Annotated in this window: 22 protein-coding genes, 2 tRNA genes, 3 rRNA genes and 1 pseudogene; 10 read left to right on the forward strand and 18 right to left on the reverse strand. The window is 63.5% G+C overall.

Features of this window, described 5'->3' with window-relative positions:
• The 5 genes and pseudogenes from AC1DYI_RS05880 to AC1DYI_RS05900 form a co-directional block, all read left to right on the forward strand.
• Window positions 1-594 (forward strand): annotated as a pseudogene (locus tag AC1DYI_RS05880) (hypothetical protein); the annotation flags it as partial.
• Window positions 591-2,024: a cytochrome P450 gene (locus AC1DYI_RS05885; protein ID WP_477203146.1), complete on the forward strand. Its 1,434-nt coding sequence runs from the start codon at window positions 591-593 to the stop codon at window positions 2,022-2,024. The pseudogene AC1DYI_RS05880 and the gene AC1DYI_RS05885, both read left to right, overlap by 4 nt.
• A complete protein-coding gene (locus AC1DYI_RS05890) occupies window positions 2,021-2,365 on the forward strand; it encodes a hypothetical protein (protein WP_477203147.1) in 345 nt (114 codons plus the stop codon). Before AC1DYI_RS05885 ends, AC1DYI_RS05890 begins: the two co-directional genes overlap by 4 nt.
• Window positions 2,365-3,624 carry a hypothetical protein gene (locus AC1DYI_RS05895; RefSeq protein WP_477203148.1) on the forward strand — a complete coding sequence of 420 codons (1,260 nt, stop codon included), beginning with the start codon at window positions 2,365-2,367 and terminating at the stop codon, window positions 3,622-3,624. Before AC1DYI_RS05890 ends, AC1DYI_RS05895 begins: the two co-directional genes overlap by 1 nt.
• Window positions 3,621-4,919 (forward strand): glycosyltransferase, encoded by a 1,299-nt coding sequence (locus tag AC1DYI_RS05900; protein ID WP_477203149.1) that lies wholly within the window; start codon window positions 3,621-3,623, stop codon window positions 4,917-4,919. Before AC1DYI_RS05895 ends, AC1DYI_RS05900 begins: the two co-directional genes overlap by 4 nt.
• A 108-nt stretch (window positions 4,920-5,027) precedes the next feature.
• Here AC1DYI_RS05900 and rrf read toward each other — a convergent pair.
• The 6 genes from rrf to ptsP form a co-directional block, all read right to left on the reverse strand.
• Window positions 5,028-5,140: ribosomal RNA gene (gene rrf, locus AC1DYI_RS05905) — 5S ribosomal RNA — on the reverse strand.
• A 141-nt stretch (window positions 5,141-5,281) separates the two neighbouring features.
• Window positions 5,282-8,158 (reverse strand): 23S ribosomal RNA (locus AC1DYI_RS05910).
• A 313-nt stretch (window positions 8,159-8,471) separates the two neighbouring features.
• Window positions 8,472-8,547, reverse strand: a tRNA-Ala gene (locus AC1DYI_RS05915).
• Window positions 8,548-8,567: 20 nt separating this feature from the next.
• Window positions 8,568-8,644, reverse strand: a tRNA-Ile gene (locus AC1DYI_RS05920).
• Between the two features lie 223 nt (window positions 8,645-8,867).
• Window positions 8,868-10,396 (reverse strand): 16S ribosomal RNA (locus AC1DYI_RS05925).
• The 16S, 23S and 5S rRNA genes sit together here with 2 tRNA genes alongside, the layout of an rRNA operon.
• Before the next feature lie 410 nt (window positions 10,397-10,806).
• A complete protein-coding gene (gene ptsP / locus AC1DYI_RS05930; protein ID WP_477203150.1) occupies window positions 10,807-12,573 on the reverse strand; it encodes a phosphoenolpyruvate--protein phosphotransferase in 1,767 nt (588 codons plus the stop codon).
• A 133-nt stretch (window positions 12,574-12,706) separates the two neighbouring features.
• Between ptsP and AC1DYI_RS05935 the strand changes: the two genes are divergently transcribed.
• Window positions 12,707-13,624 carry a GNAT family N-acetyltransferase gene (locus AC1DYI_RS05935; protein ID WP_477203151.1) on the forward strand — a complete coding sequence of 306 codons (918 nt, stop codon included), beginning with the start codon at window positions 12,707-12,709 and terminating at the stop codon, window positions 13,622-13,624.
• Window positions 13,625-13,643: 19 nt separating this feature from the next.
• Here AC1DYI_RS05935 and AC1DYI_RS05940 read toward each other — a convergent pair whose 3' ends face one another.
• From AC1DYI_RS05940 to AC1DYI_RS05950, 3 genes are read right to left on the reverse strand one after another with little or no spacing between them, the layout of a single operon-like run.
• The gene (locus AC1DYI_RS05940; RefSeq protein ID WP_477203152.1) at window positions 13,644-13,913 is read right to left on the reverse strand and encodes an HPr family phosphocarrier protein; all 270 of its coding nucleotides are present in this window, start codon (window positions 13,911-13,913) and stop codon (window positions 13,644-13,646) included.
• Window positions 13,882-14,343, reverse strand: a complete 462-nt coding sequence (locus AC1DYI_RS05945) for a PTS sugar transporter subunit IIA (RefSeq protein WP_477203153.1) — start codon at window positions 14,341-14,343, stop codon at window positions 13,882-13,884. Before AC1DYI_RS05945 ends, AC1DYI_RS05940 begins: the two co-directional genes overlap by 32 nt.
• Window positions 14,344-14,371: 28 nt before the next feature.
• Window positions 14,372-14,875, reverse strand: coding sequence for a hypothetical protein (locus AC1DYI_RS05950; protein ID WP_477203154.1), 504 nt, complete (start codon window positions 14,873-14,875; stop codon window positions 14,372-14,374).
• A 75-nt stretch (window positions 14,876-14,950) separates the two neighbouring features.
• Here AC1DYI_RS05950 and AC1DYI_RS05955 point away from each other — a divergent pair, with 75 nt between their 5' ends.
• Window positions 14,951-15,742, forward strand: coding sequence for an alpha/beta hydrolase (locus tag AC1DYI_RS05955; protein WP_477203155.1), 792 nt, complete (start codon window positions 14,951-14,953; stop codon window positions 15,740-15,742).
• A 231-nt stretch (window positions 15,743-15,973) separates the two neighbouring features.
• Window positions 15,974-17,104 carry a hypothetical protein gene (locus tag AC1DYI_RS05960; RefSeq protein ID WP_477203156.1) on the forward strand — a complete coding sequence of 377 codons (1,131 nt, stop codon included), beginning with the start codon at window positions 15,974-15,976 and terminating at the stop codon, window positions 17,102-17,104.
• A 41-nt stretch (window positions 17,105-17,145) separates the two neighbouring features.
• On the opposite strand, the gene AC1DYI_RS05965 is transcribed toward AC1DYI_RS05960, so the two are convergent.
• Complete coding sequence (locus AC1DYI_RS05965; RefSeq protein WP_477203157.1) at window positions 17,146-17,844, reverse strand: DUF4197 domain-containing protein; 699 nt, start codon at window positions 17,842-17,844, stop codon at window positions 17,146-17,148.
• A 14-nt stretch (window positions 17,845-17,858) separates the two neighbouring features.
• Here AC1DYI_RS05965 and AC1DYI_RS05970 point away from each other — a divergent pair, with 14 nt between their 5' ends.
• Window positions 17,859-18,374, forward strand: coding sequence for a TlpA family protein disulfide reductase (locus AC1DYI_RS05970; protein WP_477203158.1), 516 nt, complete (start codon window positions 17,859-17,861; stop codon window positions 18,372-18,374).
• Between the two features lie 29 nt (window positions 18,375-18,403).
• Here the strand turns inward: AC1DYI_RS05970 and lipA are convergent, their stop codons facing one another.
• On the reverse strand, window positions 18,404-19,384 hold the full coding sequence (lipA, locus tag AC1DYI_RS05975; RefSeq protein ID WP_477203159.1) for a lipoyl synthase: 981 nt from the start codon (window positions 19,382-19,384) through the stop codon (window positions 18,404-18,406).
• A 12-nt stretch (window positions 19,385-19,396) separates the two neighbouring features.
• Complete coding sequence (lipB, locus tag AC1DYI_RS05980) at window positions 19,397-20,089, reverse strand: lipoyl(octanoyl) transferase LipB (RefSeq protein WP_477203160.1); 693 nt, start codon at window positions 20,087-20,089, stop codon at window positions 19,397-19,399.
• Window positions 20,090-20,188: 99 nt separating this feature from the next.
• On the opposite strand from lipB, the gene AC1DYI_RS05985 reads away from it, so the two are divergent.
• Window positions 20,189-20,854 carry a tetratricopeptide repeat protein gene (locus tag AC1DYI_RS05985; RefSeq protein ID WP_477203161.1) on the forward strand — a complete coding sequence of 222 codons (666 nt, stop codon included), beginning with the start codon at window positions 20,189-20,191 and terminating at the stop codon, window positions 20,852-20,854.
• 12 nt (window positions 20,855-20,866) lie between these two features.
• Here AC1DYI_RS05985 and AC1DYI_RS05990 read toward each other — a convergent pair whose 3' ends face one another.
• The 6 genes from AC1DYI_RS05990 to AC1DYI_RS06015 all read right to left on the reverse strand — a co-directional run.
• A complete protein-coding gene (locus AC1DYI_RS05990) occupies window positions 20,867-21,142 on the reverse strand; it encodes a DUF493 family protein (protein WP_477203162.1) in 276 nt (91 codons plus the stop codon).
• Window positions 21,143-21,249: 107 nt separating this feature from the next.
• Entirely contained in the window at window positions 21,250-22,149 is a 900-nt protein-coding gene (locus AC1DYI_RS05995) for an aminotransferase class IV (RefSeq protein WP_477203163.1), read from the reverse strand.
• Between the two features lie 66 nt (window positions 22,150-22,215).
• Complete coding sequence (locus AC1DYI_RS06000) at window positions 22,216-23,376, reverse strand: D-alanyl-D-alanine carboxypeptidase family protein (protein ID WP_477203164.1); 1,161 nt, start codon at window positions 23,374-23,376, stop codon at window positions 22,216-22,218.
• A gap of 56 nt (window positions 23,377-23,432) precedes the next feature.
• The gene (locus AC1DYI_RS06005) at window positions 23,433-24,056 is read right to left on the reverse strand and encodes an alpha/beta hydrolase (RefSeq protein WP_477203165.1); all 624 of its coding nucleotides are present in this window, start codon (window positions 24,054-24,056) and stop codon (window positions 23,433-23,435) included.
• A gap of 19 nt (window positions 24,057-24,075) precedes the next feature.
• Window positions 24,076-24,402, reverse strand: a complete 327-nt coding sequence (locus tag AC1DYI_RS06010) for a (2Fe-2S) ferredoxin domain-containing protein (protein ID WP_477203166.1) — start codon at window positions 24,400-24,402, stop codon at window positions 24,076-24,078.
• A gap of 61 nt (window positions 24,403-24,463) precedes the next feature.
• The coding region (locus AC1DYI_RS06015; protein ID WP_477203167.1) for a VanZ family protein at window positions 24,464-25,286 on the reverse strand (823 nt) is incomplete at its 5' end.

A 25,286-nucleotide genomic window follows, 5' to 3' on the forward strand; every position in this document is an offset into this window, starting at 1 on the left:
TCGCATGCCCAAGCCGAGGGCCGAGTGGCCGAACTCGACCCGCGCGTCGACGCGATGGCGGCGCTGATCGCTCAGGCCGCTGCTGAGTCGCACGATGCGGAGGAGCTGCTCATCGTTGGCCACAGCACCGGTGCCACGCTGGCGGCCAGCGCGCTGTCGCGCGCCTTGGTGCAAGCGCCTGAACTCGGCCGCAGCGGCGGGCCGCAGTTAAGCCTGCTGACGCTGGGCCATTGCACGCCTTTGGTCTACTACTTTGCAACGGCTCACCAATTGCGTAACGAGTTGGACGCACTGACCGCCCATCCGCAGTTGACCTGGGTTGACTACACCGCCCCGGCCGACTGGGCCGGCTGCGGCCGCATTTCACCCTGGCATCGCCCGGGCCCGGCCGTGCTGCACCGTTTGTCGCCCCGCTTCCCGAAGATCCTGCAACCCGAGCGCTACCAGGCCTTGAGGCGCAACCGCTTGGCGATGCACATGCAGTACCTGAAGCCGGCCGACCACGCGGGCCGCTACGATCTGCTGGCTTTCACCGCCGGCAGGCCGACGCTGCGTGATCGGCACCCGCCCGCGCCCCCCTCGACGACTCCATGACCCCCGAACGTTTCTGTCCCCACTACCCGGCGCCGCAGGCCAAGCGCCCGTCCGCCTGGCGCATGTTCTTCAGCAAGCGCCGCTCGTGGCTGGACAGCCTGTACGCCCGCAGCTACCAGATGAAGATGGGCGAGGTGCACCTGCCGGGCGTGGACCTGTACATGGTCAACGAGCCGGCCCTGGTGCGGCGGGTGATGGTGGACGAAGCGGCGGCCTTCCCCAAGCACGCGATGCTGGGCGACGCGTTGCGGCCGCTGCTGGGCGACAGCATCTTCACGACCAACGGCGAGGTGTGGCAACGCCAGCGCTCGTTGATGGACCCGTCGTTCGAGGCGGCACGCATTCGCCATGTGTTCGGCCGCATGCGGGAAGCGGCAGCCGCGATGGCGCAACGCTTGCGCGAGGTGCCCGACGGCGCCGAGCACGATGTCGAGATCGAGATGACGCACGTGGCGGCCGACATCATCCTGCGCACGATCCTCTCGCAACCATTGGACAGTGCCGGCGCGCAGCAGATCTTCGCCGCCTTCGAGCGCTATCAGGAACTGGCGCCACGGTTGATGATGCCGGCCTTTTTCGGCCTGCGCTGGTTGCGGCCGTGGTGGCAGATCCGGCGCAGCCAGCGCGCCGCGGCTGAGATCCGTACTCTGTTGGCCGTGCTGATTCGACCGCGGTACGACGCCGCGCAAGCAGGACAGGCGGTCGTCGAAGGCGACATCCTCGCCACGCTGCTGCAAGTGCGTGATGAGAAGACCGGCCAAGGCTTTGGATTTGATGAGCTGGTCGACCAGGTCGCGATGCTGTTCCTGGCGGGGCATGAGACTTCGGCCAGCGCCTTGTCGTGGGCGCTGCACCTGCTGGCGCATGCGCCCTCGGTGCAGGAGCGTTTGCACGAGGAGGCGCAGGCCAGTTTCGACCCGGACAGCGACGACCCCAGCGCAATCAAGGACCTGGCGCTGGCGCGCAACGTGTTTCGCGAGGCCTTGCGGCTATTTCCGCCGGTCGGCTTCCTGGCACGGCAGTCGGCGGCGGGCTGCACGATGCGCGACAAGCATGTGCCGGCCAACGCGTCGGTGGTCATTTCGCCGTGGTTGATCCAGCGTCACCGTGATCTGTGGGCACGGCCCGATGAGTTCGATCCGGATCGCTATGACGACGACGGGGGCGGCGCAGCGACAGAAGCGTCTGGGCCTTCGGCGCGTGAATCACTGCGGCGCGCCTACCTGCCATTCGGCATGGGGCCCCGCGTGTGCATCGGTGCCGCCTTTGCACAGCAGGAAGCGGCGTTGATCTTGGCCACGCTGGCGCGTAGCTTCCGCGTCGAGCCGGTGCCGGGGCACGTGCCTGAGCCAGTCGGCCGGCTGACGATTCGCGCGGAAAATGGCATTCGACTGCGCGTGTTTCAGCGCCGGGGTGGTGAGGGGCGATGAAAGAGCGGATGGCGGGTTTTCTGGTGATGACGGCGATCGTGCCGATGGCCATCGCCGGCTATCTGCTGCTGGTGTTGATCGGCTTGGGTGGCCCCACCGCGCGTGGCCGCTCCGGCGTGCGTGCGCTGGACCACTTCGTCAATGCGACGCTGTTCAACGGCTATGCGTGGGAGTCGGTTTCGTCGCACGCCTGGCGCGCCCGCGAGCAACGCTGGGCACGCGRCATCATCTGGATCACCGACCGTTTCCAGCCCGGGCATTGCCGCCGCGCCAACAAGCGGGAGCAACCACTGGTCGATCTGATGTTGGCCAAGGGTTTGCACAAGCAAACGATTTTTTGATGGCCCCGACAAGCGCCGCCACGTCGGCGATCCCGACCAGTGGCCGACGCGTGCGGCGCCGGCATGTGCTGTACCTGAGTGGGTTTGATCCGCAGGGCCCGGGTCACTACCACGCGCTGTATGCCGAGCAGGCGGCCCTGCAGTCCAAGGTCAGCGGAGACCGGATCACGGTGGGGCCACGCCAGCGCGCCGGGAGCAACGCGGCCTGGGATGTGCGCTGGCAAGGCGCCGACGGCGGCGAGCCGGTCGACACCCGCTACGAATTCCTGCGCTGGGACGACATCGTGCGCCAGCATTGGCCGCGCGGGCAGATGCGCCTGCTGGCGGTGACCGTGGGCGCCACGGCACGCCTTCTGGGCAATGGATCACTGTGGCGCATTCTTCAGACGAGCTGGCCTGCGTTTCTGGCGCTGAGCCTGCCTGCTGCGTTGCTGGCGGGTGTGCTGCTCTCTCTGCTTGGTCTAGCCGCGCTTGGATGGTGGGTGGGCACCCAGTTGGCTTCATGGCTTGGCGTCGCACTGGTCGTTGTCGGCATCGCGCCATTGCGCGCCTGGGCTCAACGCGCGCAAACCAAAGTGCAGATGGCGTGGCTGATGCGCAGCGCGAGCGTCGTCCTGCAGCAAGCACGTGGGCGATTGCCTGCACTGGAGGAGCGGCTCGACCAGTTCGCGAAGCGATTGCGCGAGTTGGTCGATGCCTCCGCGGTCGACGAGGTGCTGGTCGTGGGCCACAGCTCGGGGGCGATGCTCGCAGTGAGTGTAGTCGCCCGCGCATTGCGCGCCGACCCGCAGTTGCTACAGCGCCCAACTTCGCTGTCGATGCTGACGCTCGGGGAGTGCATTCCTTTGCTCAGCTACCAACCGGAGGCGACGGCATTCCGGCAAGAGCTCGGCGTTCTTCGGGGTGCGCGCGATCTGAACTGGATCGACGTCACCGCACCGCCGGATGGTTGCTGCTTTGCGCTGATCGATCCGACCGAAGTGTGTGAGGACGGCTTGCCGGATGGGAACCGTGGATTGAGCGGGCCGAAGAGGGTATCGCCCAGGTTTGCGCAGTGCTTTCCGCCCGAGCGTTATCAAGCGGTTCGACGCGACAAGTACCGCTGCCATTTCCAGTACTTGATGGCCGTTGAAGTGCCAGGCACCTACGATTACTTTGCGCTGAGCGCTGGCCCACGATGGTTGGCCGACAGCTTTGCGCATCAACCCGCAGTCACGAGCTTCACCGACTTCCAGCGCTTCGGCGGGCCGCGTCGATGAAATTTGCCGTCGTGACGCTCGGCAGTGCGGGAGATCTACACCCGTTCCTCGCCATCGCGCACGAACTGGTGCGGCGCGGCCATGAGGTGCAGCTGTTGTCGCAAGCTCCTTACGAGAACCAGTCGCTGGCCGAAGGTGTGCCTTTTCGAGCAGTAGTCGATGCCGCTGCACATGAGCGCACATTGAAGCACCCGCTGCTGTGGCACCCGCTGCATGGGTTCGGCGTGCTGTGGCGACACCTCGCGGTACCGGCGATCGAGCCGACTTGCGAAGCGCTCGGTGAACTGGCCCATTCCGCCTCGGCATCTGGGGAGCGTCTGACGGTTCTAGCGTCACCACTGGCAGCAGGCGCACGCTTCGCACGCGAACGCTGGCCACATCAGATTCGCCTGCTCTCGGGCTACACCGCCCCTATGGGCTTGCGCAGCATCGAGGATCCGATGTTCCTGGGTGCTTGGCGCGTGCCGCCATGGATGCCATCCTCGGGTCGACGAATGCTGTGGCGTCTGCTCGACCGATGGAAGCTGGAACCTATGGCCCGGCCCGCGCTGAAGCGCTGGCAAAGCCAATGGCAAACGTCAGAGATCAAAAGCTCTGCGTTCAGCAATTGGCTGCATTCCCCGGATGGCGGCATTGCGCTGTATCCGCGCGAGTTCGCGGCTGTTCCGCAAGCTTGGCAGCGGCGAGGCGTGGTGCAGACGGGCTTTCCGCTTTTCGAGCCCGAACACCAGAAACCGCTGCCCACAGAACTGATCGAATTCATTCGTCAATATCCGCGGTACGTGCTGATTTATCCGGGCTCAGCGGCCATAGCGGCACAGCAATTCAGCGAATTGATCCTGCCAACGTGCACGAGACTCGGTTTGCCGACGGTCGTTCTGTCGCCACATCTTCGCGGCGAGTCGCCTGTGCGGGCGTTGGACGCATCTTCTAATGTCTTCGCGATTGATCAAGCGCCGCTAGGTCAGTTACTGCAAGGTGCACGCCTGTTTGTACATCACGGGGGAATCGGCAGCGTCGCTCAGGCATTGAGGCATACCGTTCCGCAGTTGATACTCGCTTCCGCCTACGACCAGTTCGAGAACGGATGCCGAGTGAATGCTCTCGGCGGCGGCGATTGGACACCCTTGGCTGAGGCCAGCATATCAAGCGTCAGCTCCATGCTCAGCAGTCTGCTTTCGCGAGCAACTTCTGCTGAGTCATCCGAAATGAGGCTGAATTCGCTGGCATTTGCGGCCGCAAGTATTTCCAACGCGCAAACCTGCGATGTTCTAGAAGGCCGATCCGCGGCCTGATTGATGCCAGGCCGCGGACTGATACTGACAGTCCGATAGAGATATCGAAGACCGGAAAAGGAAAAGGAAAAGGCCCGACTGCAACGCAATCGGGCCTTTCGGATATTAGCCTGACGATGTCCTACTTTCACACGGGAATCCGCACTATCATCGGCGCAGAGGCGTTTCACTGTCCTGTTCGGGATGGGAAGGAGTGGGACCACCTCGCTATGGTCATCAGGCTTAACTTGTTGCCTGATAGTCTTTAGGACTACCAAGCCAATTCAATAGAGTCGAATTATATGATTGCGTACACCGGATTAACGGCATAACTATAAATTCTCAACCAGTCTACTCTGACGTAGATTCTACATCAAAGTTATAGGGTCAAGCCTCACGAGCAATTAGTACTGGTTAGCTTAACGCATTACTGCGCTTCCACACCCAGCCTATCAACGTCCTGGTCTCGAACGACTCTTCAGGGGGCTCAAGGCCCCGGCAAGACTCATCTTGAGACGAGTTTCCCGCTTAGATGCTTTCAGCGGTTATCTCTTCCGCACTTAGCTACTCGGCAATGCCATTGGCATGACAACCGATACACCAGCGGTGCGTCCACTCCGGTCCTCTCGTACTAGGAGCAGGCTCTCTCAATCTTGCAGCGCCCACGGAAGATAGGGACCAAACTGTCTCACGACGTTTTAAACCCAGCTCACGTACCTCTTTAAATGGCGAACAGCCATACCCTTGGGACCGGCTACAGCCCCAGGATGAGATGAGCCGACATCGAGGTGCCAAACACCGCCGTCGATATGAACTCTTGGGCGGTATCAGCCTGTTATCCCCAGAGTACCTTTTATCCGTTGAGCGATGGCCCTTCCATACAGAACCACCGGATCACTTTGTCCTACTTTCGTACCTGCTCGACTTGTCAGTCTCGCAGTCAAGCACGCTTATGCCAATGCACTATCACCACGATTTCCGACCGTGGCTAGCGTACCTTCGAACTCCTCCGTTACACTTTGGGAGGAGACCGCCCCAGTCAAACTGCCCACCATACACTGTCCCCATCCCGGATAACGGGACAAGGTTAGAACCTCAAACACACCAGGGTGGTATTTCAACGTTGGCTCCATGGCACCTAGCGGCACCACTTCAAAGCCTCCCACCTATCCTACACAGATCTGTTCAAAGTCCAATGTAAAGCTACAGTAAAGGTTCATGGGGTCTTTCCGTCTTTCCGCGGGGAGATTGCATCATCACAAACATTTCAACTTCGCTGAGTCTCTGGAGGAGACAGTGTGGCCATCGTTACGCCATTCGTGCAGGTCGGAACTTACCCGACAAGGAATTTCGCTACCTTAGGACCGTTATAGTTACGGCCGCCGTTTACTGGGACTTCAATCAAGAGCTTGCACCCCATCATTTAATCTTCCAGCACCGGGCAGGCGTCACACCCTATACGTCGACTTTCGTCTTTGCAGAGTGCTGTGTTTTTAATAAACAGTCGCAGCCACCGATTCTCTGCGGCCTCATTGGGCTCCGTTTGTACAACTTCACCTACTAGAGGCACACCTTCTTCCGAAGTTACGGTGTCAATTTGCCGAGTTCCTTCTCCAGAGTTCTCTCAAGCGCCTGAGAATACTCATCACGCGCACCAGTGTCGGTTTGCGGTACGGTCGTCTATAGCTGAAGCTTAGTGGCTTTTCCTGGAAGCAGGGTATCACTCACTTCGGCGGCAAGCCGCTTCGTTATCACCCCTCATCTAAGCCTGGCGGATTTGCCTACCAGGCATGACTACAGGCTTGAACCGGGACATCCAACACCCGGCTGAGCTAACCTTCTCCGTCCCCACATCGCACTATAGATCGGTACAGGAATATTGACCTGTTTCCCATCAGCTACGCATCTCTGCCTCGCCTTAGGGGCCGACTCACCCTACGCCGATGAACGTTGCGTAGGAAACCTTGCGCTTACGGCGAGGGGGCTTTTCACCCCCTTTAACGCTACTCATGTCAGCATTCGCACTTCTGATACCTCCAGCAGACCTCACGATCCACCTTCACAGGCGTACAGAACGCTCTCCTACCACTTGCTATTGCTAGCAAATCCGCAGCTTCGGTAACTGGCTTAGCCCCGTTACATYTTCSGCGCAGGACGACTCGATCAGTGAGCTATTACGCTTTCTTTAAATGGTGGCTGCTTCTAAGCCAACATCCTGRYTGTYTTRGYCTTCCCACWTCGTTTCCCACTTAGCCAATTTTGGGGACCTTAGCTGGYGGTCTGGGYTGTTTCCCTCTTGAGTCCGGACGTTAGCACCCGGTGCTCTGTCTCCCAAGCTGTACTCATCGGTATTCGGAGTTTGCAATGGTTTGGTAAGTCGCCATGACCCCCTAGCCATAACAGTGCTCTACCCCCGATGGTAATACTTGAGGCACTACCTAAATAGTTTTCGGAGAGAACCAGCTATCTCCAGGTTTGTTTAGCCTTTCACCCCTATCCACAGCTCATCCGCTAGTTTTGCAACACTAGTYGGTTCGGACCTCCAGTGCGTGTTACCKYACCTTCAYCCTGGMCATGGRTAGATCACCTGGTTTCGGGTCTACACCCAGCGACTAAGACGCCCTATTCGGACTCGGTTTCCCTTCGCCTTCCCTATTCGGTTAAGCTTGCCACTGAATGTAAGTCGCTGACCCATTATACAAAAGGTACGCCGTCACCCTTGCGGGCTCCGACTTTTTGTATGCATGCGGTTTCAGGATCTATTTCACTCCCCTCCCGGGGTTCTTTTCGCCTTTCCCTCACGGTACTAGTTCACTATCGGTCGATTACGAGTATTTAGCCTTGGAGGATGGTCCCCCCATATTCAGACAGGATTTCACGTGTCCCGCCCTACTTGTCGCACGCTTAGTTCCACAATCGGCTTTTTTCATACGGGGCTATCACCCGCTGTGGCCGGACTTTCCATTCCGTTCTGATAAACCAACTGCTAAAACGTGCAGGCTGTTCCGATTTCGCTCGCCACTACTTTCGGAATCTCGGTTGATGTCTTTTCCTCGAGCTACTGAGATGTTTCAGTTCACCCGGTTCGCCTCGCATGACTATGTATTCATCATGCGATACCCCTAAGGGTGGGTTTCCCCATTCGGAAATCTCCGGATCAAAGCTTATTTGCCAGCTCCCCGAAGCTTATCGCAGGCTATCACGTCCTTCGTCGCCTGTAATCGCCAAGGCATCCACCACATGCACTTAGTCACTTGACCCTATAACTTTGACGTCCAATGCTTAAGAACGTCGGTCAAGGACTGGTATCAATCGCCCACGCTAGAGCGATCGATATTTGAGTATTCACGTTATGCCGTTCTTCAAAATCTTGCTTTTGCAAGTTGAAGTTCTGGTGACGCAATCATATGCCGCTGATGGCACGGTGCCGTTCGGGCCTTTACCCCCGAGCAGCTTTCCATCAGCAGCGCTAATTCGACTCTATGAATTGTTAAAGAACAACAGCTAACTTTCGTCAGCAAACCCAAGCATCCGACAAGATGTTTGGGTTTGCTTTCGACAGCGTGAGTGGGATGGTGGAGGATGACGGGATCGAACCGACGACCCCCTGCTTGCAAAGCAGGTGCTCTCCCAGCTGAGCTAATCCCCCGATCCTTTTGCAGGTCGCGTTGGTGGGTCTGGTTGGATTCGAACCAACGACCCCCGCCTTATCAAGACGGTGCTCTAACCGACTGAGCTACAGACCCACGCATCTTTAATGACCGCGAGCCCGGTGTCTTTTCACGTCAGCCGGCTTGCTAGATAACAACCAAGGCCATCTTGACGCTCACCAGGCTCACGCTCTCACTCACTGTTGTGTTCACAGCCGATAAGTGTGGGTGCAAGAAATTGAGTGCTGTCTGTTTCGCTTCGGCTACGCTTTGCGCTGATCTTGCGAACAGCATCAAAGTCGCGCTTTGGCATTTCCAGAAAGGAGGTGATCCAGCCGCACCTTCCGATACGGCTACCTTGTTACGACTTCACCCCAGTCACGAACCCTGCCGTGGTAATCGCCCCCCTTGCGGTTAGGCTAACYACTTCTGGCAGAACCCGCTCCCATGGTGTGACGGGCGGTGTGTACAAGACCCGGGAACGTATTCACCGCGGCAAGCTGATCCGCGATTACTAGCGATTCCGACTTCACGCAGTCGAGTTGCAGACTGCGATCCGGACTACGACCGGTTTTCTGGGATTAGCTCCCCCTCGCGGGTTGGCAGCCCTCTGTACCGGCCATTGTATGACGTGTGTAGCCCTACCCATAAGGGCCATGAGGACCTGACGTCATCCCCACCTTCCTCCGGTTTGTCACCGGCAGTCTCATTAGAGTGCCCTTTCGTAGCAACTAATGACAAGGGTTGCGCTCGTTGCGGGACTTAACCCAACATCTCACGACACGAGCTGACGACGGCCATGCAGCACCTGTGTCCTGGTTCTCTTTCGAGCACTTTCACATCTCTGCAAAATTCCAGGCATGTCAAGGGTAGGTAAGGTTTTTCGCGTTGCATCGAATTAAACCACATCATCCACCGCTTGTGCGGGTCCCCGTCAATTCCTTTGAGTTTCAACCTTGCGGCCGTACTCCCCAGGCGGTCAACTTCACGCGTTAGCTACGTTACTGAGAAGGAACCTTCCCAACAACCAGTTGACATCGTTTAGGGCGTGGACTACCAGGGTATCTAATCCTGTTTGCTCCCCACGCTTTCGTGCATGAGCGTCAGTGCAGGCCCAGGGGATTGCCTTCGCCATCGGTGTTCCTCCGCATATCTACGCATTTCACTGCTACACGCGGAATTCCATCCCCCTCTGCCGCACTCCAGCTATGCAGTCACAAATGCAGTTCCCAGGTTGAGCCCGGGGATTTCACATCTGTCTTGCATAACCGCCTGCGCACGCTTTACGCCCAGTAATTCCGATTAACGCTTGCACCCTACGTATTACCGCGGCTGCTGGCACGTAGTTAGCCGGTGCTTATTCTTCAGGTACCGTCATCCCCCAGGGGTATTAGCCCAAAGGATTTCTTCCCTGACAAAAGCGGTTTACAACCCGAAGGCCTTCTTCCCGCACGCGGCATGGCTGGATCAGGCTTTCGCCCATTGTCCAAAATTCCCCACTGCTGCCTCCCGTAGGAGTCTGGGCCGTGTCTCAGTCCCAGTGTGGCTGGTCGTCCTCTCAGACCAGCTACAGATCGTCGCCTTGGTAGGCTTTTACCCCACCAACTAGCTAATCTGACATCGGCCGCTCCAATAGCGAGAGGTCTTGCGATCCCCCCCTTTCACCCGTAGGTCGTATGCGGTATTAATCCGGCTTTCGCCGGGCTATCCCCCACTACTGGGCACGTTCCGATGCATTACTCACCCGTTCGCCACTCGTCGCCAGGTTGCCCCGCGTTACCGTTCGACTTGCATGTGTAAGGCATGCCGCCAGCGTTCAATCTGAGCCAGGATCAAACTCTTCAGTTCGATCTTGAATTTCGCTCAAAGAATTGAAGTGAACTTCACTTCCATGAGCATTTAAAGTCTTGCGACTCGCTTGATTACTCAAGCAAGCACTCGCCTTCAAACACCCACGCTTATCGGCTGTTAGTTTTTAAAGAACTTGTCGTCTGCTTTCGCTTTCGACTCGTTGCAGATCAGTGATCAGCAAAGAAGGAAGATTTTGACTTGTTTTTAAAACCTTGTCAAGCGCTCAACCTTTCCGCGCTTTTCGCCGCACCTTTCGGTTTGGCCGCTGATTTCGCGAATTGGCCGGGGCCTTTTGCTTGTCAGCGTCTGCCTGCGTTTGCGAGCAGCGAAGCCCACGACTATAGCAGTCTTTCAAACTGCAATGCAAGCGGGTCGCCGAAATTTGTTGGGCGCCCTGTTCAGGGCCTTCAGTTCGGGCGCGACTTCAGCAGCGCCACGCAGGCGTCCTGCGGCGAGTCTGCTGCCAGCACGGCGCCGATCTGCGTCCGCAATGCGCGCACGTCGGCGCGCAACACGCGCTGCTTGATCGACGCCACCTGCGCCGGGTGCATCGAGAAACTGCGCAGCCCCATCGCGAGCAGCAGCTCAGTGAAGGTCGCGTCACCTGCCATTTCGCCGCACACGCTGACCCCCTTGCCCGCCTCGTTGGCGCAAGCGATGGTGCGCTCAACCAGTTGCAGCACCGCCGGATGCCACGGGTCATACAAGTGGGCGACCGCCTCGTCGGCACGGTCGATGGCCAGCGTGTACTGGATCAGGTCGTTCGTCCCGATGGAGACGAAGTCGAAGTAGCGCATCAGGTTGGGCATCATCAATGCCGCCGCGGGGACCTCGATCATGGCGCCCAGCTCGACGTTGGTGTAGGCCACACCTTCGGCACTCAGCTGCGCCTTGGCGCGCTCGACCGCCTGCAGGAACTGATGGACTTCGCTCATCTGRGCCACCATTGGCACCAGGATGCGAACCTTGCCAAAGGCGCTGGCGCGCAGGATGGCGCGCAGCTGCCGCCCGAACATCTCGGGCTCGGCCAGGCTCCAGCGGATGGCACGCAGGCCCAACGCCGGGTTCAATGAATGCTCGTGGCGCAACTCGTGCGCCGACATCCGGTCCAGCGGCTTGTCGGCGCCCACGTCAACGGTGCGGATCGTGACCGGCAAGCCACCCATCGCCTGGACCACCGCGCGGTAGGCCTCGAACTGCTCTTTTTCATCGGGCAGTTCGCCGTCACGGTTCATGAAGAGGAACTCGCTGCGGAACAGGCCCACGCCAACCGCACCGGCTTCGATCGCCGCCGCGGCGTCGGAAGGCAGCTCGATGTTTGCCAGCAGTTCGATCACCTGGCCATCCAGCGTGACCGACGGGGTGTGCCGCAACCGGTTCAGTTTGGCCCGCTCGAGCTCGATCTGGCGTTGGCGGAAGCGGTATTCCTCCAGCACGATCGGCGACGGGTTGACGATCAGCACGCCGGTGTCGCCGTCGATGATGATCCAGTCGTCCTGGCGCACGATGCGGCTGGCTTCGCGTGCGCCCACCACGGCCGGAATATCCATGCTGCGGGCGACGATGGCCGTGTGCGAGGTCTTCCCGCCCACGTCGGTGACAAAGCCGGTGAATACGCTTCGCTTGAACTGCAGCATGTCGGCCGGCGCAATATCGCTGGCCACCAGGATCAAGGGGTCTTCACCGGCAAAGTCGCGCGCACTCCCTGCGGCGCCGTGGCCGTTCGGTGCTGTCTGCCGAGCCAGCGCCTTCAGCACGCGCTCCACGACCTGCTCGAGGTCGGCCTTGCGTTCGCGCAGGTACTCGTCCTCCATCTCGTCGAACTGGCGGGCAATCACCTCCAGCTGCGCCGACATCGCCCATTCGGCGTTGTAGTGGCGCTCGACGATCCACTGCTTGGTGGCGTCGGACAGCATTTCATCGTGCAGCAGCATCAAGTGCACGTCTAGCAGCGCCACCAACTCGGCGTGCGCTTCCTCGAGCACCTCGCTTTTCAGCGCGCCCAACTCGGCCGCCACTTCGTTGCGCGCATCGCGAAGGCGGGCCACCTCGGCCTCGACCTGGTCGTTGTCGATGAAGTAGTGCGCCACGTCGACTCGGCTGGAGGCGACCAGCACCGCCCGGCCGATTGCGACGCCGCGAGACACCGGCTGACCGAAGACCTGGATGCTCATGGCTTCACTGTAGCAGCCGGTCCGTGAGTTCGTAGGCGGTCACCGCCCCTGTCACGGCAGCGTCACCCGTCGGTCATGCACAGGTCATCGCGGGGCCTGAGCATTTGCGGCAACACCAAGGAAAGACGCTGTCATGAAAGACCTGCCGAACCCCGCTCTGCCGCCGCTCAGCTCAATGGACTTCCGCTTCGGCCGCACCGCGTCGGGCCAAGAACATGCCCCGCGCGAAGGACGAGCGGCGCGCGACATCAACGTCGGCCCGTGGCACGCAGGGGCGGATGCGCTGGCGCCGACCAAGCCGGCCGCCACCCGCGAGCCGGACTTCGAAGTACGCTGGGCTCGCCATGCGGACGAGGTTCGCGCTGCGCAGCGCCTGCGCCATGAGGTGTTCGTCGGCGAAATGGGCGCGCGCTTGACGCTGCCGCCCAACGCGCCCGCCGGGCACGATGTCGACCTGTTCGACGACTTCTGCGAGCACCTGCTCGTGCGCACGCCTGCCACCGACGACACCCCCGGGCAGGTGATTGGCACCTACCGCGTTCTGACGCCGACGGCCGCCCGGCGCGCCGGTGGTTACTACAGCGACACCGAATTCGACCTCACCCGCCTGCGCCCGCTGCGCGACCGCATGGCCGAATTGGGCCGCTCGTGCGTGCACCCGCAGTTCCGCTCGGGCGGCGCGATCCYGGCGCTGTGGGGCGCGCTGGCGGAGTTCATGAGCAGCAACAAGCTCGACACCATGGTCGGTTGCGCCAGCATCGGCATGCGCGACGGTGGCCACACCGCCGCCAGCCTGTGGGCGCGGCTCCAAGCCAGCCATCTGGCCGGCCTGGAATACCAGGTTCGCCCACGGTTGCCGCTGCCAGTGGACGAACTCGATCAAAACCTGGACGTCGAACCGCCGGCGCTGATCAAGGGTTATTTGCGCTGCGGCGCCAAGGTTCTGGGCGCACCGGCCTGGGACCCGGACTTCAACACCGCGGACCTGCCGCTGCTGCTGCGCCTGTCGGACCTGCCGGCGCGCTACCGCAAGCATTTCCTCGGCGCCTGAGCGCCGGCGAACCGAAGGCCTACTGGCCTTCGCCGAACTTGTCGTCGATCAACGCGACGATGGCGTCTATCGCCTGCTGCTCGTCGGCGCCTTCGGTTTCGATTTCAACCTGGCTGCCAACCCCGGCGGCCAACATCATGACCCCCATGATGCTTTTGGCGTTCACGCGGCGGCTGTTGCGGCTCATGAACACCTCGCACTGAAAGCCGCCAGCCAGCTTGGTCAGCTTGGCCGATGCGCGGGCATGCAGGCCCAGCTTATTGCTGATGGTGACGGTGCGTCGAATCATTCGGCTGCGAGTGTAGTGGCTGGTCCTGGGGTTTCTGGGGCGACGCCGGCATCACCCCCTGTGTGCCGCCCACGAGGGCGCGCTCCACCAGGGTGTCGATCGGCTGCTGCGCATAGGCCAGGGCGCGCCACAGCATCGGGACGTTCAAGCCCACCACCAGGCGCACGCCAACTCCGTCGGCCACGCGCTGGGCAGCGTTGCAAGGCGTCGCGCCGAACACGTCGACCAGGATCAGGACCTCGCCCCCCGCCGCGCCGGCCGCCGCCTGGGTGACCGCGGCGCGGATCTCTTGTTCTGCGGTTTCCGCCGACCAATCGGGCCAGACGTCCACGATCAGCAGCGCTTCGCTGCGCTCGGCAAACACATGCCGGGCAACGGCCTGCAAGGCAGTCGCCAACGGGGCGTGCGCAACAATCACCAAACCGGCCATGGCGACATTATTGGCGATGAGCTCGCACTCACAGTGCGAAGTGCAGCCCTTCGAAGAACGGAGTGCTGGCCCGCGCGTCGGGCTTGGTGTCGATCACGGTGGCCTGGACGACCCAGGTGCCCCGGGCGAACACGGCCGTGTCCAGGCTGAGCGGMGAGCCATCGGGGCGCTGGCTGTTCAGTTGCCAGCGGCCTGCCGCCGGTTGGGGCGTTGCCCCGGTCAGGCTCCAGCCAGTGGGGGCAGCTGTCACGGTCGGGCTGGCGAGCTTGCCGAGGGTGGCGTCACGCAGGGCCGACAAAGCCGGGGCCACCGCCGCGGGATCCTTCATATCCACCACGCTGACGGCGAACGTGGCACCACTCGCCTCGCAGGCCTGCATCTCCATCGTCACCGCCGCGCCGGCCAGCTCGATCTGGCGGCGCTGCCCAACGGGGCGGCAAGGGAACATCGCGGCCAAGCCAGGCCCGTCGATCTGCGCTTCACGCCAGTCCAGTGCGGGCGAGCAAGCGGCCAGCCAAGCCGCAACCAGCATTGGAAAGGCCTTCGCCATCACCGGCCGCCGAACAGCGTCCAGTGGGGCAGCAAGAGAAAAAGTGGCCGGGACAGCATGCATTCGGCGCATTATCTCGGCCGGTGCGCCACGCCCCCGAGGCGAAGGCGGCTCGAACGTTGGGTCCAAGGAGGCATGCCCATGGCTGATGTGGTTCTGGTCCACGGTGCGTGGCACGGCGCCTGGTGCTGGCGCAAGCTGCTGCCAAGCCTGTGGGCGGCCGGACACCGGACGTTCGCGGTGGACTTGAATGGTTTGGGCGCGCGGCGTCATCTCTTTCGTGCCGACATCGGTCTCGCCGACCACATCCAGGACGTGGTCGCGACCTTGGAAGCCGAAGAGCTGCAAGACGCCGTTCTGGTCGGCCACAGCTACGCGGGCATGGTCATCACCGGCGTGGCCGACCGCTGTGCCGAACGGCTCTCCGCCCTGGTCTATCTGGACGCCGTGGTGCCGCAAAGCGGTGAAAGCTGGTCCAGCACGCACACCGCCACCACCCAGGCCGAACGGCGAGCCCAGATTGCCGAACACGGGGGATTGGCACCGCCCGACCCAACGGCCTTCGGCTTGGAAGGCGCCGACCGCGACTGGGTGCTGCGCCGCCAAAGCCTGCATCCCGGCGCCTGTTACGACGAGCCGCTGCACTTTGACGCCGCCCGCGGGTCTGGCCTGCGTCGGCTCTTCATCGACTGCCAGTCGCCCGCCTTGCCGACCATTGCCACCAGCCGGCAGCGGGCTCGGTCCCAACCCGGCTGGCAGGTCTTCGCCTTGCAAACCGGCCACGACGCCATGATTTCGGCACCTGAGAAACTCGCTTCGTTGCTGGCGCCCGTATTGACTGCCGACTGAAACGCGAACAAATTCACGAATGAATCCGTCACAGCCCTCTGCCCCCCAAGAACCGTGGGATGGACCCAGCTGTCACAAACGGACACCATTCAAGGCAGGAAATCACGACCCGGTTGAACCGATCGGGCTCTCCGCTACCAAGTATTTCTCGGCCAGCTCGCTGGTCGTCAGGGAGGGTCTGTGATCGGCGAACACATTGCCATGAACGCGCCAGACAGACTCCCTTCCACCATGCGTGCCGCGAATCCGACTTGGCCGCCCGAGGGCCAGGAAGAACACTACCGCGCGCTGATCGCGCAAGTCGGCAGCGAAATCAGCGTCTCGCTGTCGAGTGCGCTGGAGCGGGTGACCGCGCTGGCCACCACCGGCAAGATCGACCGCCCTGGCCTGAAGGCGCTGCGCGACGAGATCGAGCTGGCCCGCCGCATCGGCATGATGGGCCAGCAGCTGGCGCGTTTTGCGTCCGGCCGCATCCGCCAGTCGCCCGAGGCCTTGAGCCTGACGCAGATGACGCGAGACGTGCTGGTGCAGCGCAGCCGAGAGATCAGTGCCCGCGGCGTCGATGTGCGGCAGTCCATGCGCCCGATCGACGTGATCGTCGACGCCACTCTGCTGCACTCGCTGCTGCAGGCGCTGGTCGACTGGACGATGGAGCACGCCCAGGCCAACCTCGAATTCCGCATCGACCTGCGGCCCTGGCCGCCCCATGCGCGGCTGAGCTGTCACTTCAGCCACCGCCCGCCGGCCGAGGTGAACGGCGACGATTTCGCGCGCAATGACGGCGACACGCCGATCGACCAGCTCGACACGATGAGCTGGCGCCTGGTGCAGCAGATTGCCTGGGCGCTGAAGCTCGGGCTCGAGCGGGTCGACGGGCCGGAGGGCATCGCCGCCGTGACGATCGAGTTCCCGCAGACGGTGACCGACCAGATGGAAGGCGTCACCGCGATCGAGATCGACCAGGGTTTCGGCGTGTCCGACAACTCCAAGCCGTTGGCTGGCGCCCAGGTGCTGGTGCTCGCGGGCCGACGCGACCTGCGCACGGACATCCGAGAAGCCACCCGCCACATGGGCCTGGTGGTCGACTATGTCAGCTCGGTCGACGAGGCCGAAGAGTTCTGCCGCGACGCGCTGCCGCAGGCGGTGATCTACGAATCAGCCTTGGCCGGTCAGCGTTTCGACCGCCTGCGCGCCAGCATCGAAACCGATGTGCCGCACTTCGTGTTCATCGAAATCGCGCAGGAAGGCAACGCCTTTGCGCTGTCCAACGAGGGCGATCGCCAACACGCCACGCTGGGCCGCGAAGCGGTGCTGGCCTCGCTGCCGTCGGCACTGATCTTCGAACTGTCGCGCACGCTGTAGGCTGGCCCAGGGGGTGGCGAGTCGCCGCCCCCACCCTTGCCTCAGCCCTTGCCGAACACCTTGCTGAGGATCTCGCTGCCGGTGCCCACCGGGTCCTTGCGGATCTTCTTTTCCTCTTCGCCGATCATCCAGTACAGCCCGTCCAGCGCCTTGCGGGTGACGTAGAGCTGGACGTTCGCGTCTTCCTTTTTCATCAGCCCGAAGCCGCTGGCCTTGCCGGCCACCGCGTTGTATTTGTCGGCCAGCGAAACCTTTTCGGTCGCTTCGGTCACGATCGGCAGGAACTTCTCGCCCAGCGGCACCCGGGTCTTGCCGGAAAAGTACTGGGTCACCGACGTGTCGTTGCCGCGCACGATCTTCACCGCGTCGGCCACGCTGAGCGTCTTCACCGCTTCGAGCAACAGGGCCTCAGCCTCCGGCACTGCCGCCTCGGCGGCGCGGTTCATCGCAGTGACCAGTTCATCGACTTTTTTCTGYTGGCCGGTGAACTTCAGGATCTGCGCCGCATCTTTCATGAACCCCGGCAGCGGGATCATCACCTTCGGGTTCTTCAGGAAGCCGTCGGTGCGGCCCAGCAGGCTGACCGCCGAGGTGGCGCCGCGTTCCAGCGCCGTCTTCACCCCCAACGAAGCGTCACCTTCGCTGAGCCAGCCGCCCAACGAAGCCCGTGCGGCGGGGCTGAGCCCGAATCCGAGCCACAGCAAGCTTCCGGACACCGTCGTAAACTGCCTTCGCTGCATCGCCTGACCCTCTCATGGACATTGAACGCCGCCGCCATCTTGCACGCTCACTGAGTCTGGTGGCAACCGCACCGCTGGCTTCGCTGGGCTTGAGCGCCTGCTCGGCCCGCGAAAGCGCACCCGACGTGGGCTACACGCTGCTGAACGGCGCGAAAGCCCAACTCAAGTCGCAGCAAGGCAAGGTGATGCTGGTCAACTTTTGGGCAACCAGCTGCACGACCTGCGTCGGCGAGATGCCGCAAATCATCTCCACCCACGAAAAGTTCAAGGGCCGCGGCTTCGACACGCTGGYGGTGGCGATGAGCTACGACCCGCCGGCCTACGTGGCCAGCTTTGCCGAGCAACGCAAGCTGCCCTTCGGCGTGGCGATCGACAACACCGGCAGCGTGGCCAAAGCGTTTGGCGATGTGCGGCTGACGCCCACCACTTTCTTGCTCGACAAGAAGGGCGRCATCGTCAAGAAATTCGTCGGTGCGCCCGATTTCGCTGCCCTGCACGGGCTGATCGAAGACCTGTTGAAGGAGGCCTGAGCGGCGTCCGCTCGCTCAGGCTGCGCCGGCTAGACCCCAGCGTGGGCGGCCTGCTGGTCAGCGTGGTAGCTGGAACGCACCATCGCGCCGACGGCGGCGTGGCTGAAACCCATCTTCTGCGCTTCGGTCTCGAACATCTTGAAGGTGTCCGGGTGCACGTAGCGGCGCACCGGCAGGTGGTGGCCCGATGGCGCCAGGTACTGGCCGATCGTCAGCATGTCGACACCGTGTGCCCGCATGTCGCGCATCACGTCAAGGATCTCTTCGTCGGTCTCGCCCAGGCCGACCATCAGGCCGCTCTTGGTCGGCACATGGGGCACGGCGTCCTTGAAGCGCTTGAGCAGGTTCAGGCTGAACTGGTAGTCCGAACCCGGACGCGCTTCCTTGTACAGGCGCGGCGCGGTCTCGAGGTTGTGGTTCATCACGTCCGGCGGCGCGGCCTTGAGGATGTCCAGCGCACGGTCCATGCRGCCGCGGAAGTCGGGCGTCAGGATCTCGATCTGCGTCGCCGGCGACAGCTCGCGCACCTGGCGGATGCAGTCGACGAAGTGGCCGGCACCGCCGTCGCGCAGGTCGTCGCGGTCGACGCTGGTGATCACCACGTACTTCAGCTTCAGCGCGGCGATCGTCTTGGCCAGGTTGGCCGGCTCATCCACGTCCAGTGGGTCCGGCCGGCCATGGCCGACGTCGCAGAACGGGCAGCGGCGCGTGCACTTGTCACCCATGATCATGAAGGTCGCCGTGCCCTTGCCGAAGCATTCGCCGATGTTCGGGCACGAGGCTTCTTCGCAGACGGTATGAAGCTTGTGCTCACGCAGGATCTGCTTGATCTCGTAGAAGCGCGTCGTCGGCGAACCGGCCCGCACGCGGATCCAGTCGGGCTTCTTCAGCACCTCGGCCGGCACGATCTTGATCGGGATGCGCGCCGTCTTGGCCTGCGCCTTTTGTTTGGCGCTGGCGTCGTAGTCGGCGCCGGTCTTGGCTTCGTGGGTCGTGTTCAGCGTGGCCATGGCGGTCCAGGGTCAGAGGGCTAGTGGGCTCAGGTGCACAGACAGCCGCTCAGCCAACTGGCGCGCGACGACTTCAGGGTTTGCACGGATGCCCAGTGTAACGAGGTCGACGGTACGCAGGCCTGCGTAGCCACACGGATTGATCCGCTCGAAAGGCTGCAGATCCATCGAAACATTCAACGCGACACCGTGATAAGTGCAGTGGTTGCTCACTTTGACGCCGAGCGCCGCAATCTTGCCCAAGCCATTGAACGGATCCTGCCGCGGCCCGGCTGGCAAGCCGGCATTCAACGGATCGGCCAGGTTCACGTAGATGCCCGGCGCGCCGGCGACGCGAAAGCCGATCACGCCCCAGGCGTCCAGCGTCTGGATCACCGCCGCTTCGAGCCGGAAGACGTATTCCTTGATGTAGATGCCCAGGCGCCGCAGGTCGATCAACGGGTAGGCGACCACCTGGCCAGGGCCATGGAAAGTGACCTGGCCGCCCCGGTTGCTGGGCACGACCGGGATGTCGCCGGTCGCCAGCAGGTGCTCCGGTTTGCCGGCAATGCCCTGCGTGAACACCGGCGGGTGCTCGACGATCCACAGCTCATCCGGCGTGTGCGGTTGCCGCTCGGCGGTGAAGCGGCGCATCGCGTCGTAAGTTTTGTCGTAGGGTTGCCGACCCAGGAACTGGAGATGCGGCGCGCTCGGCGTGTCGGGCATGGGCGAATTGTCGGCCAGGTCCATGCATTGCCCCGGCCCCGAGCGTGGCCGGCCCTTCGGCGTATGGTGAGATCCGGGCCAGTCAGGAAGTAAAGAGAGATGACCAAGTTTTCGATCGGGCTGCTGTTGGCGGTGGCCGTTTTCGCGGGCCCCGCCGCTGCGGACGAGATGACGCCCGTCGAGCGGCACGCCGCCCTCGGTGAAGCGGTGGCGATCTATGAACGCGGTGACCTTGGCGGCGCCGAACTGCGCTTCACCGCGCTCGCTGCGGCGGGTGAAGCAGCGGCGGCCCACAACCTGGCGGTGATGCACCTGCGCGGCGAATTGCCCAACGCCAGCGTCGTCCGCGCCCGCGAGTTGCTGATGCAGGCCGCCGCGCAGGGTTTCGTCACCGCCCAGTTTGCGCTCGGTGAGTTGTACGAAAGCGGACGACTCGGTGCGCCGGACCTGCCGCAGGCGCTGGTCTGGTATGAACGCGCCGCGCTGTCAGGCAGCGTCGACGCACAGGTGGCTGCTGGCACGGCCTACTTCATGGGCCGCGGCGCGCCGGCGGACGCCGCGCAGGCGGCGCATTGGTACCGCGAGGCAGCCAACCACGGTGACGTCGGCGCGCAATACATCCTCGGCTCGATGTACGAAAAGGGCGACGGCGTGTCGGCCGACCTGCGGCTGGCGCGCTACTGGTACGCCGCCGCCGCGCGGCAGGGCGACGAAGCGGCGCCCGCCAAGCTCAAGGACATCGACGCGCGGCTCACCGCGCAGTAACCGAAGCGGCGGTTAGAGCACTACCTTGACCATCGGGTGCGTCGACAGCGTGCGGTACAACTCGTCGAGCTGTTCGCGGCTGGTCGCCGTCACGGTGATCGTCACGCCCAGGTAGTTGCCGGCCTTGCTGGGGCGCGTCTCGACGGTGGTCGTATCAAAGCCCGGGTCGAACTGCAGCGCGACCGCGACCACGGCGTCGACGAAACCTTCGACATGCGCGCCCATCACCTTGATCGGGAAGGCGCTGGGGTATTCGATCAACGATTGTTCGGGTGGGATCTCGTGCATCTCGAATCAGACTCAATACGGTGGCTCAGGCCTCGAAAAGTGGGGCCGCGCACCGCTTCATTCAACCCCGGCGTCTGGGCAGACCCAGACCGGCCGACGCTGAAACCTCAAACGGACTGCTCACGCTTGGCGCGCTGGTAGGCCTCGTACAGCCGGCCGTAGACCGGGCCCGGCTTCCCGCGCAGCGCGCCGTGGCCGACCAGGTCGCCATCGAGCTTGGTCACCGCCAGCACCTCGCGGCCGGACGAGCTGAGCAGCAGTTCATCGGCAGCGCGCACGTCGGCCTCGCTGATCGGTCGCAGGTTGTAGGCGATGCCCTCTTCCTCGCACAGCTCGCGCAGCAACGCGACGCGGATGCCCTCGAGCACGTGTTCGTTCATCGGCGGGCCCAGCAGCGCGCCCTCGTGCACGACCCAGACATTGCTGGACGAGCCCTCGGTCAGCCACGGCCCACCATGCGCGCCTTCGCGGAACAGGATGGTCTCGGCCGCGCCCTGGTCCACCGCCATCTGGCGCGCCAGCACGTTGCCCAGCAGCGAGGTGGCCTTGATGTCGCCACGCTCCCAGCGAAAGTCGCGCGCGCTCACACACGCCACACCCTGGTGGCGCGCTTCGGCTGGCACCGGCTTGTACGGGTTGCTCATCATGAACACCGTCGGCTCGACGTCGGCCGGCATCGCGTGGTCGCGCATCGCCACGCCGCGGGTGATCTGGATGTAGAGCATCTGGTCTTCCGCCGGTTGCGCGGCGATCACGCGGCGTGCGCGCTCCAGCCAGTCAGCGGGGTTGCGCAAGTCCGGCGGCGGCGCGATGCGCAGCTTGTCCAGGTTGCGCGCCAGACGGGCCATGTGGTCGTCGAAGCGGAACAGGCGTCGGCCATAGACGGGGATGGCTTCGTAGATGCCGTCGCCGAAGATGAAGCCGCGGTCAAGCACACTGACCTTCGCCTGCGACAGCGGCAGCAACTCGCCATTCAGATCGCACAAGGTGTCAGGCAGGGCGCTCATCGGGACCTCCAGGGGCGGGACCAGTGCGGGACCATCAGTGCGGGATTTCCCGCACACCTGCGGAGATTACTTGATCCACAGGCGAATGGCATCCCAGGCACGGCCCCAAATGCCGGCCTGGGGCACCTCTTCGGCCACCACCAGCGGCAAAGCCGCCACCGGCGCGCCGCTTGCGGTGGTCACCTTCAACGTGCCGACGCGCTGGCCCTTGGTCAGCGGGGCGACCAGCGGGTCGGTGCGTTCGATCGTTGTCTTCAGCTTGTCGCCCTCACCACGCGGCACGGCGACGAACAGCGGGCCCTCGCCGACCAGCTTGGCTTCGTTAACCTGGCCCTTCCACACCGGCACGGTCGCGATCGGCTTGCTGTTGTCGAACAGGCGCACCGCGTCGAAGGCGGTGTAGCCCCAGTTCAGCAGCTTCTGGCTTTCGTTGGCGCGGGCCTGCATCGAGTCGGTGCCCATCACCACCGACAGCAAGCGGCGCTTGCCGTTCGGAAAGTCGCGCTGAGCCGACGAGACCAAGCAATAACCGGCGGCATCGGTGAAGCCCGTCTTCATGCCGTCGACGGTCGGGTCACGGCGCAGCAGCAGGTTGCGGTTGTCCTGCCGGATGTTGTTGAAGCTGTATTCCTTGACCGAGTAGTAGGGATACCGGTCGGGGAAGTCCAGGATGATGTGCTGGGCGATCACCGCCAGGTCACGCGCGGTGCTCGAGTGGCCCGGCTCGGTCAGGCCGGTCACGTTCTTGAAGCTGGTGTTCTTCAGGCCCCAGGCCTGGGCCTGGCGGTTCATCATCGCGACGAAGTTGTCGACCGAGCCGCCCACACCTTCAGCCAACGCGACCGACGAGTCGTTGCCCGAGACGATGATCGTGCCGCGCAACAGCTCGTCCACCGTCGGCGTCATCTTCGGGTCGATGAACATCAGCGAGCCGCCGCCCTTGCGCTCGGCCCAGGCCCGCTCGGACACCGGCAGCCGCTGCTCCAGCGTCAGCTTCTTGTCGCGCAACGCGACGAAGGCCAGGTAGGCCGTCATCAGCTTGGTCAGCGATGCGGGCTCGGCCGGTGCATCGGCGTTGCGCTCGGCCAGCACCTGGTTGGCCGTCATGTCGATCAGCAGGTAGCCGCGGGCCGCGATCTCGGGCGGCTGTGGCGCCTGCGCCGTGGCGTGCAGGCTGAAGGTGACGGCCGCGGCGGCCAGGCAAAGGGAACGGAGAAAACGGGTCATCGAGACGGTCACAGGGAGCCAGAGGTAGGAGAGAGAGTCGCCCGCGGCGCCCGGGTTCACCGGTGCCAGTTGCGGACGACGATGGATTTCAGCAGCGTCAGCTGGCCGTGGAAGAAATGACCGACGCCGGGCATCACGATCACCGGCAGGTGCTGTGGGCGGGCCCAGTCCAGCGTGGCGGTCAGTGGCACCACGTCGTCGACTTCGCCGTGCACGACGATGGTGTCGGCCGGCACCGGGGCCACCTCGAAGTTCTGCGTCGCCGGCCCGACCAGCACCAGCCGCTCGGCCGGCGCACCAGTGTCGGCCAGACGCTTGGCGGCTTGTGACGTGACGTAAGCGCCGAACGAAAAGCCGCCCAGCGCCAAGGGCAGCTCGGGGTCGCGGTGCGCGGCGATCACCGCCAACGCATCGTCGATCTCGCCGCGGCCTTCGTCCCAGGCGCCTTCGGAGGCGCCGGTGCCACGGAAGTTGAAGCGCACCGCGCGGTAACCCAGCTGCACAAAGGTACGCGCCAGCATCTGGGCGACCTTGTTGTCCATCGTGCCGCCATGCTGCGGGTGCGGATGGCAGATGACCGCCACGCCGCGCACTGGCGTGTCCGCCGGCGGCAGGTCGATCGCGGTCTCGATCGCGCCGGCCGGTCCGGCCATGCTTTGCCGCAGGGTGTTGCTGTTCATGCCGTCAACGTGGCCCGGTTCAACGGCCGACGTTCGGCGGCAACATCAGGCGCTCGACAGGCTCACCCTTCTTCAGGTGCGATTCGACGATCTCATCGATGTCGTGCTCGTCGACATACGTGTACCAGACACCTTCGGGGTAGACGACGGCGACCGGCCCTCCTGCGCAGCGGTCCAGACAGCCAGCCTTGTTGACGCGCACACCGCCAGGCCCGGCCAGCCCCGCCGCCTTCACCTGCGCCTTGCACCGTGCAAAGCCATCCTGCGCGGCGTGCTGCATGCAGCTGGCTTCGCCGCTGTCGCGCTGGTTCAGGCAGAAGAAAACGTGGTGCTTGTAGTAGCTCATCGTTGAATTGTAAAAGTCGGCCTGCGCACGAGCCGCTGGGCGGCCCCTGCGTCATGCGGGGTCATGCGTCGCGAGGATCGCGCGAGCCGAGATGCGCCGCCAGCCACAGCAGCGCCGCCACCGGCCACAGCCAGCCCAGCCACTGCGCCAGGCCATGGAAATGGATGAAGCGCCCCTGCTCCCAGCCCTGCAGGCTGAGCGCGAAGTACGGGTCAGACGGCGCCTGAGCGACCAGCATCAGGCTGGCCGACAGCGCGGCCACACCCAGCACCGCTGCCAGCGACGCGGACGCCCGCACCAGCAGCGCCGCCACCAGCAGCGCCAGCGCGCAGGCCGGCGCCACCACCGGCGTCAACCAGGCCAGCGCATGCGCCGGGCCGAAATTCAATGCGGCGGACAGCGTGGTCGTGGCCAAGCCCAGCACTGCCGCACCGAACGCCATCGCCACTCTGCGCCAGCCTTGGCGCGTGACGACAAAGGCCAGCAGACACGGGCCGAGCAAGCCCAGCGCGATGCCCAACGCCTCGGGCAGCGCCGACAACTGGCCCATCGGCGGCGGCGAATCCTCCAGCCAGGCCAGCAGGTCTTCGGCACCGCGCACGTCGACCAGCAGGTCCATCAACCCGTCCTGCAGGCGCGCCCAGCTGGGCCCCAGCCCCAGCGGCATYGGCGTCGGGAACAGCAGCCCCAGCGGCCAGGCCAGCAGCAGCGCCAGCGCGCCGCCACTGCGGCGGATGAACCAGCGGTCGCGCGCCTGCTGCCAACGGTCGACCCAGCCCAGCCGCAGGGCCAGCGCCGACAGCGTGGCCCCGGCCACCGCGCCGGCAGTGTTCAAGGCCCAGTCAAGCCGCGATGGAAAACGCAGCGGCAGGAACTGCTGCGTC

Source organism: Ideonella sp. P3_A4 (assembly GCF_056403075.1).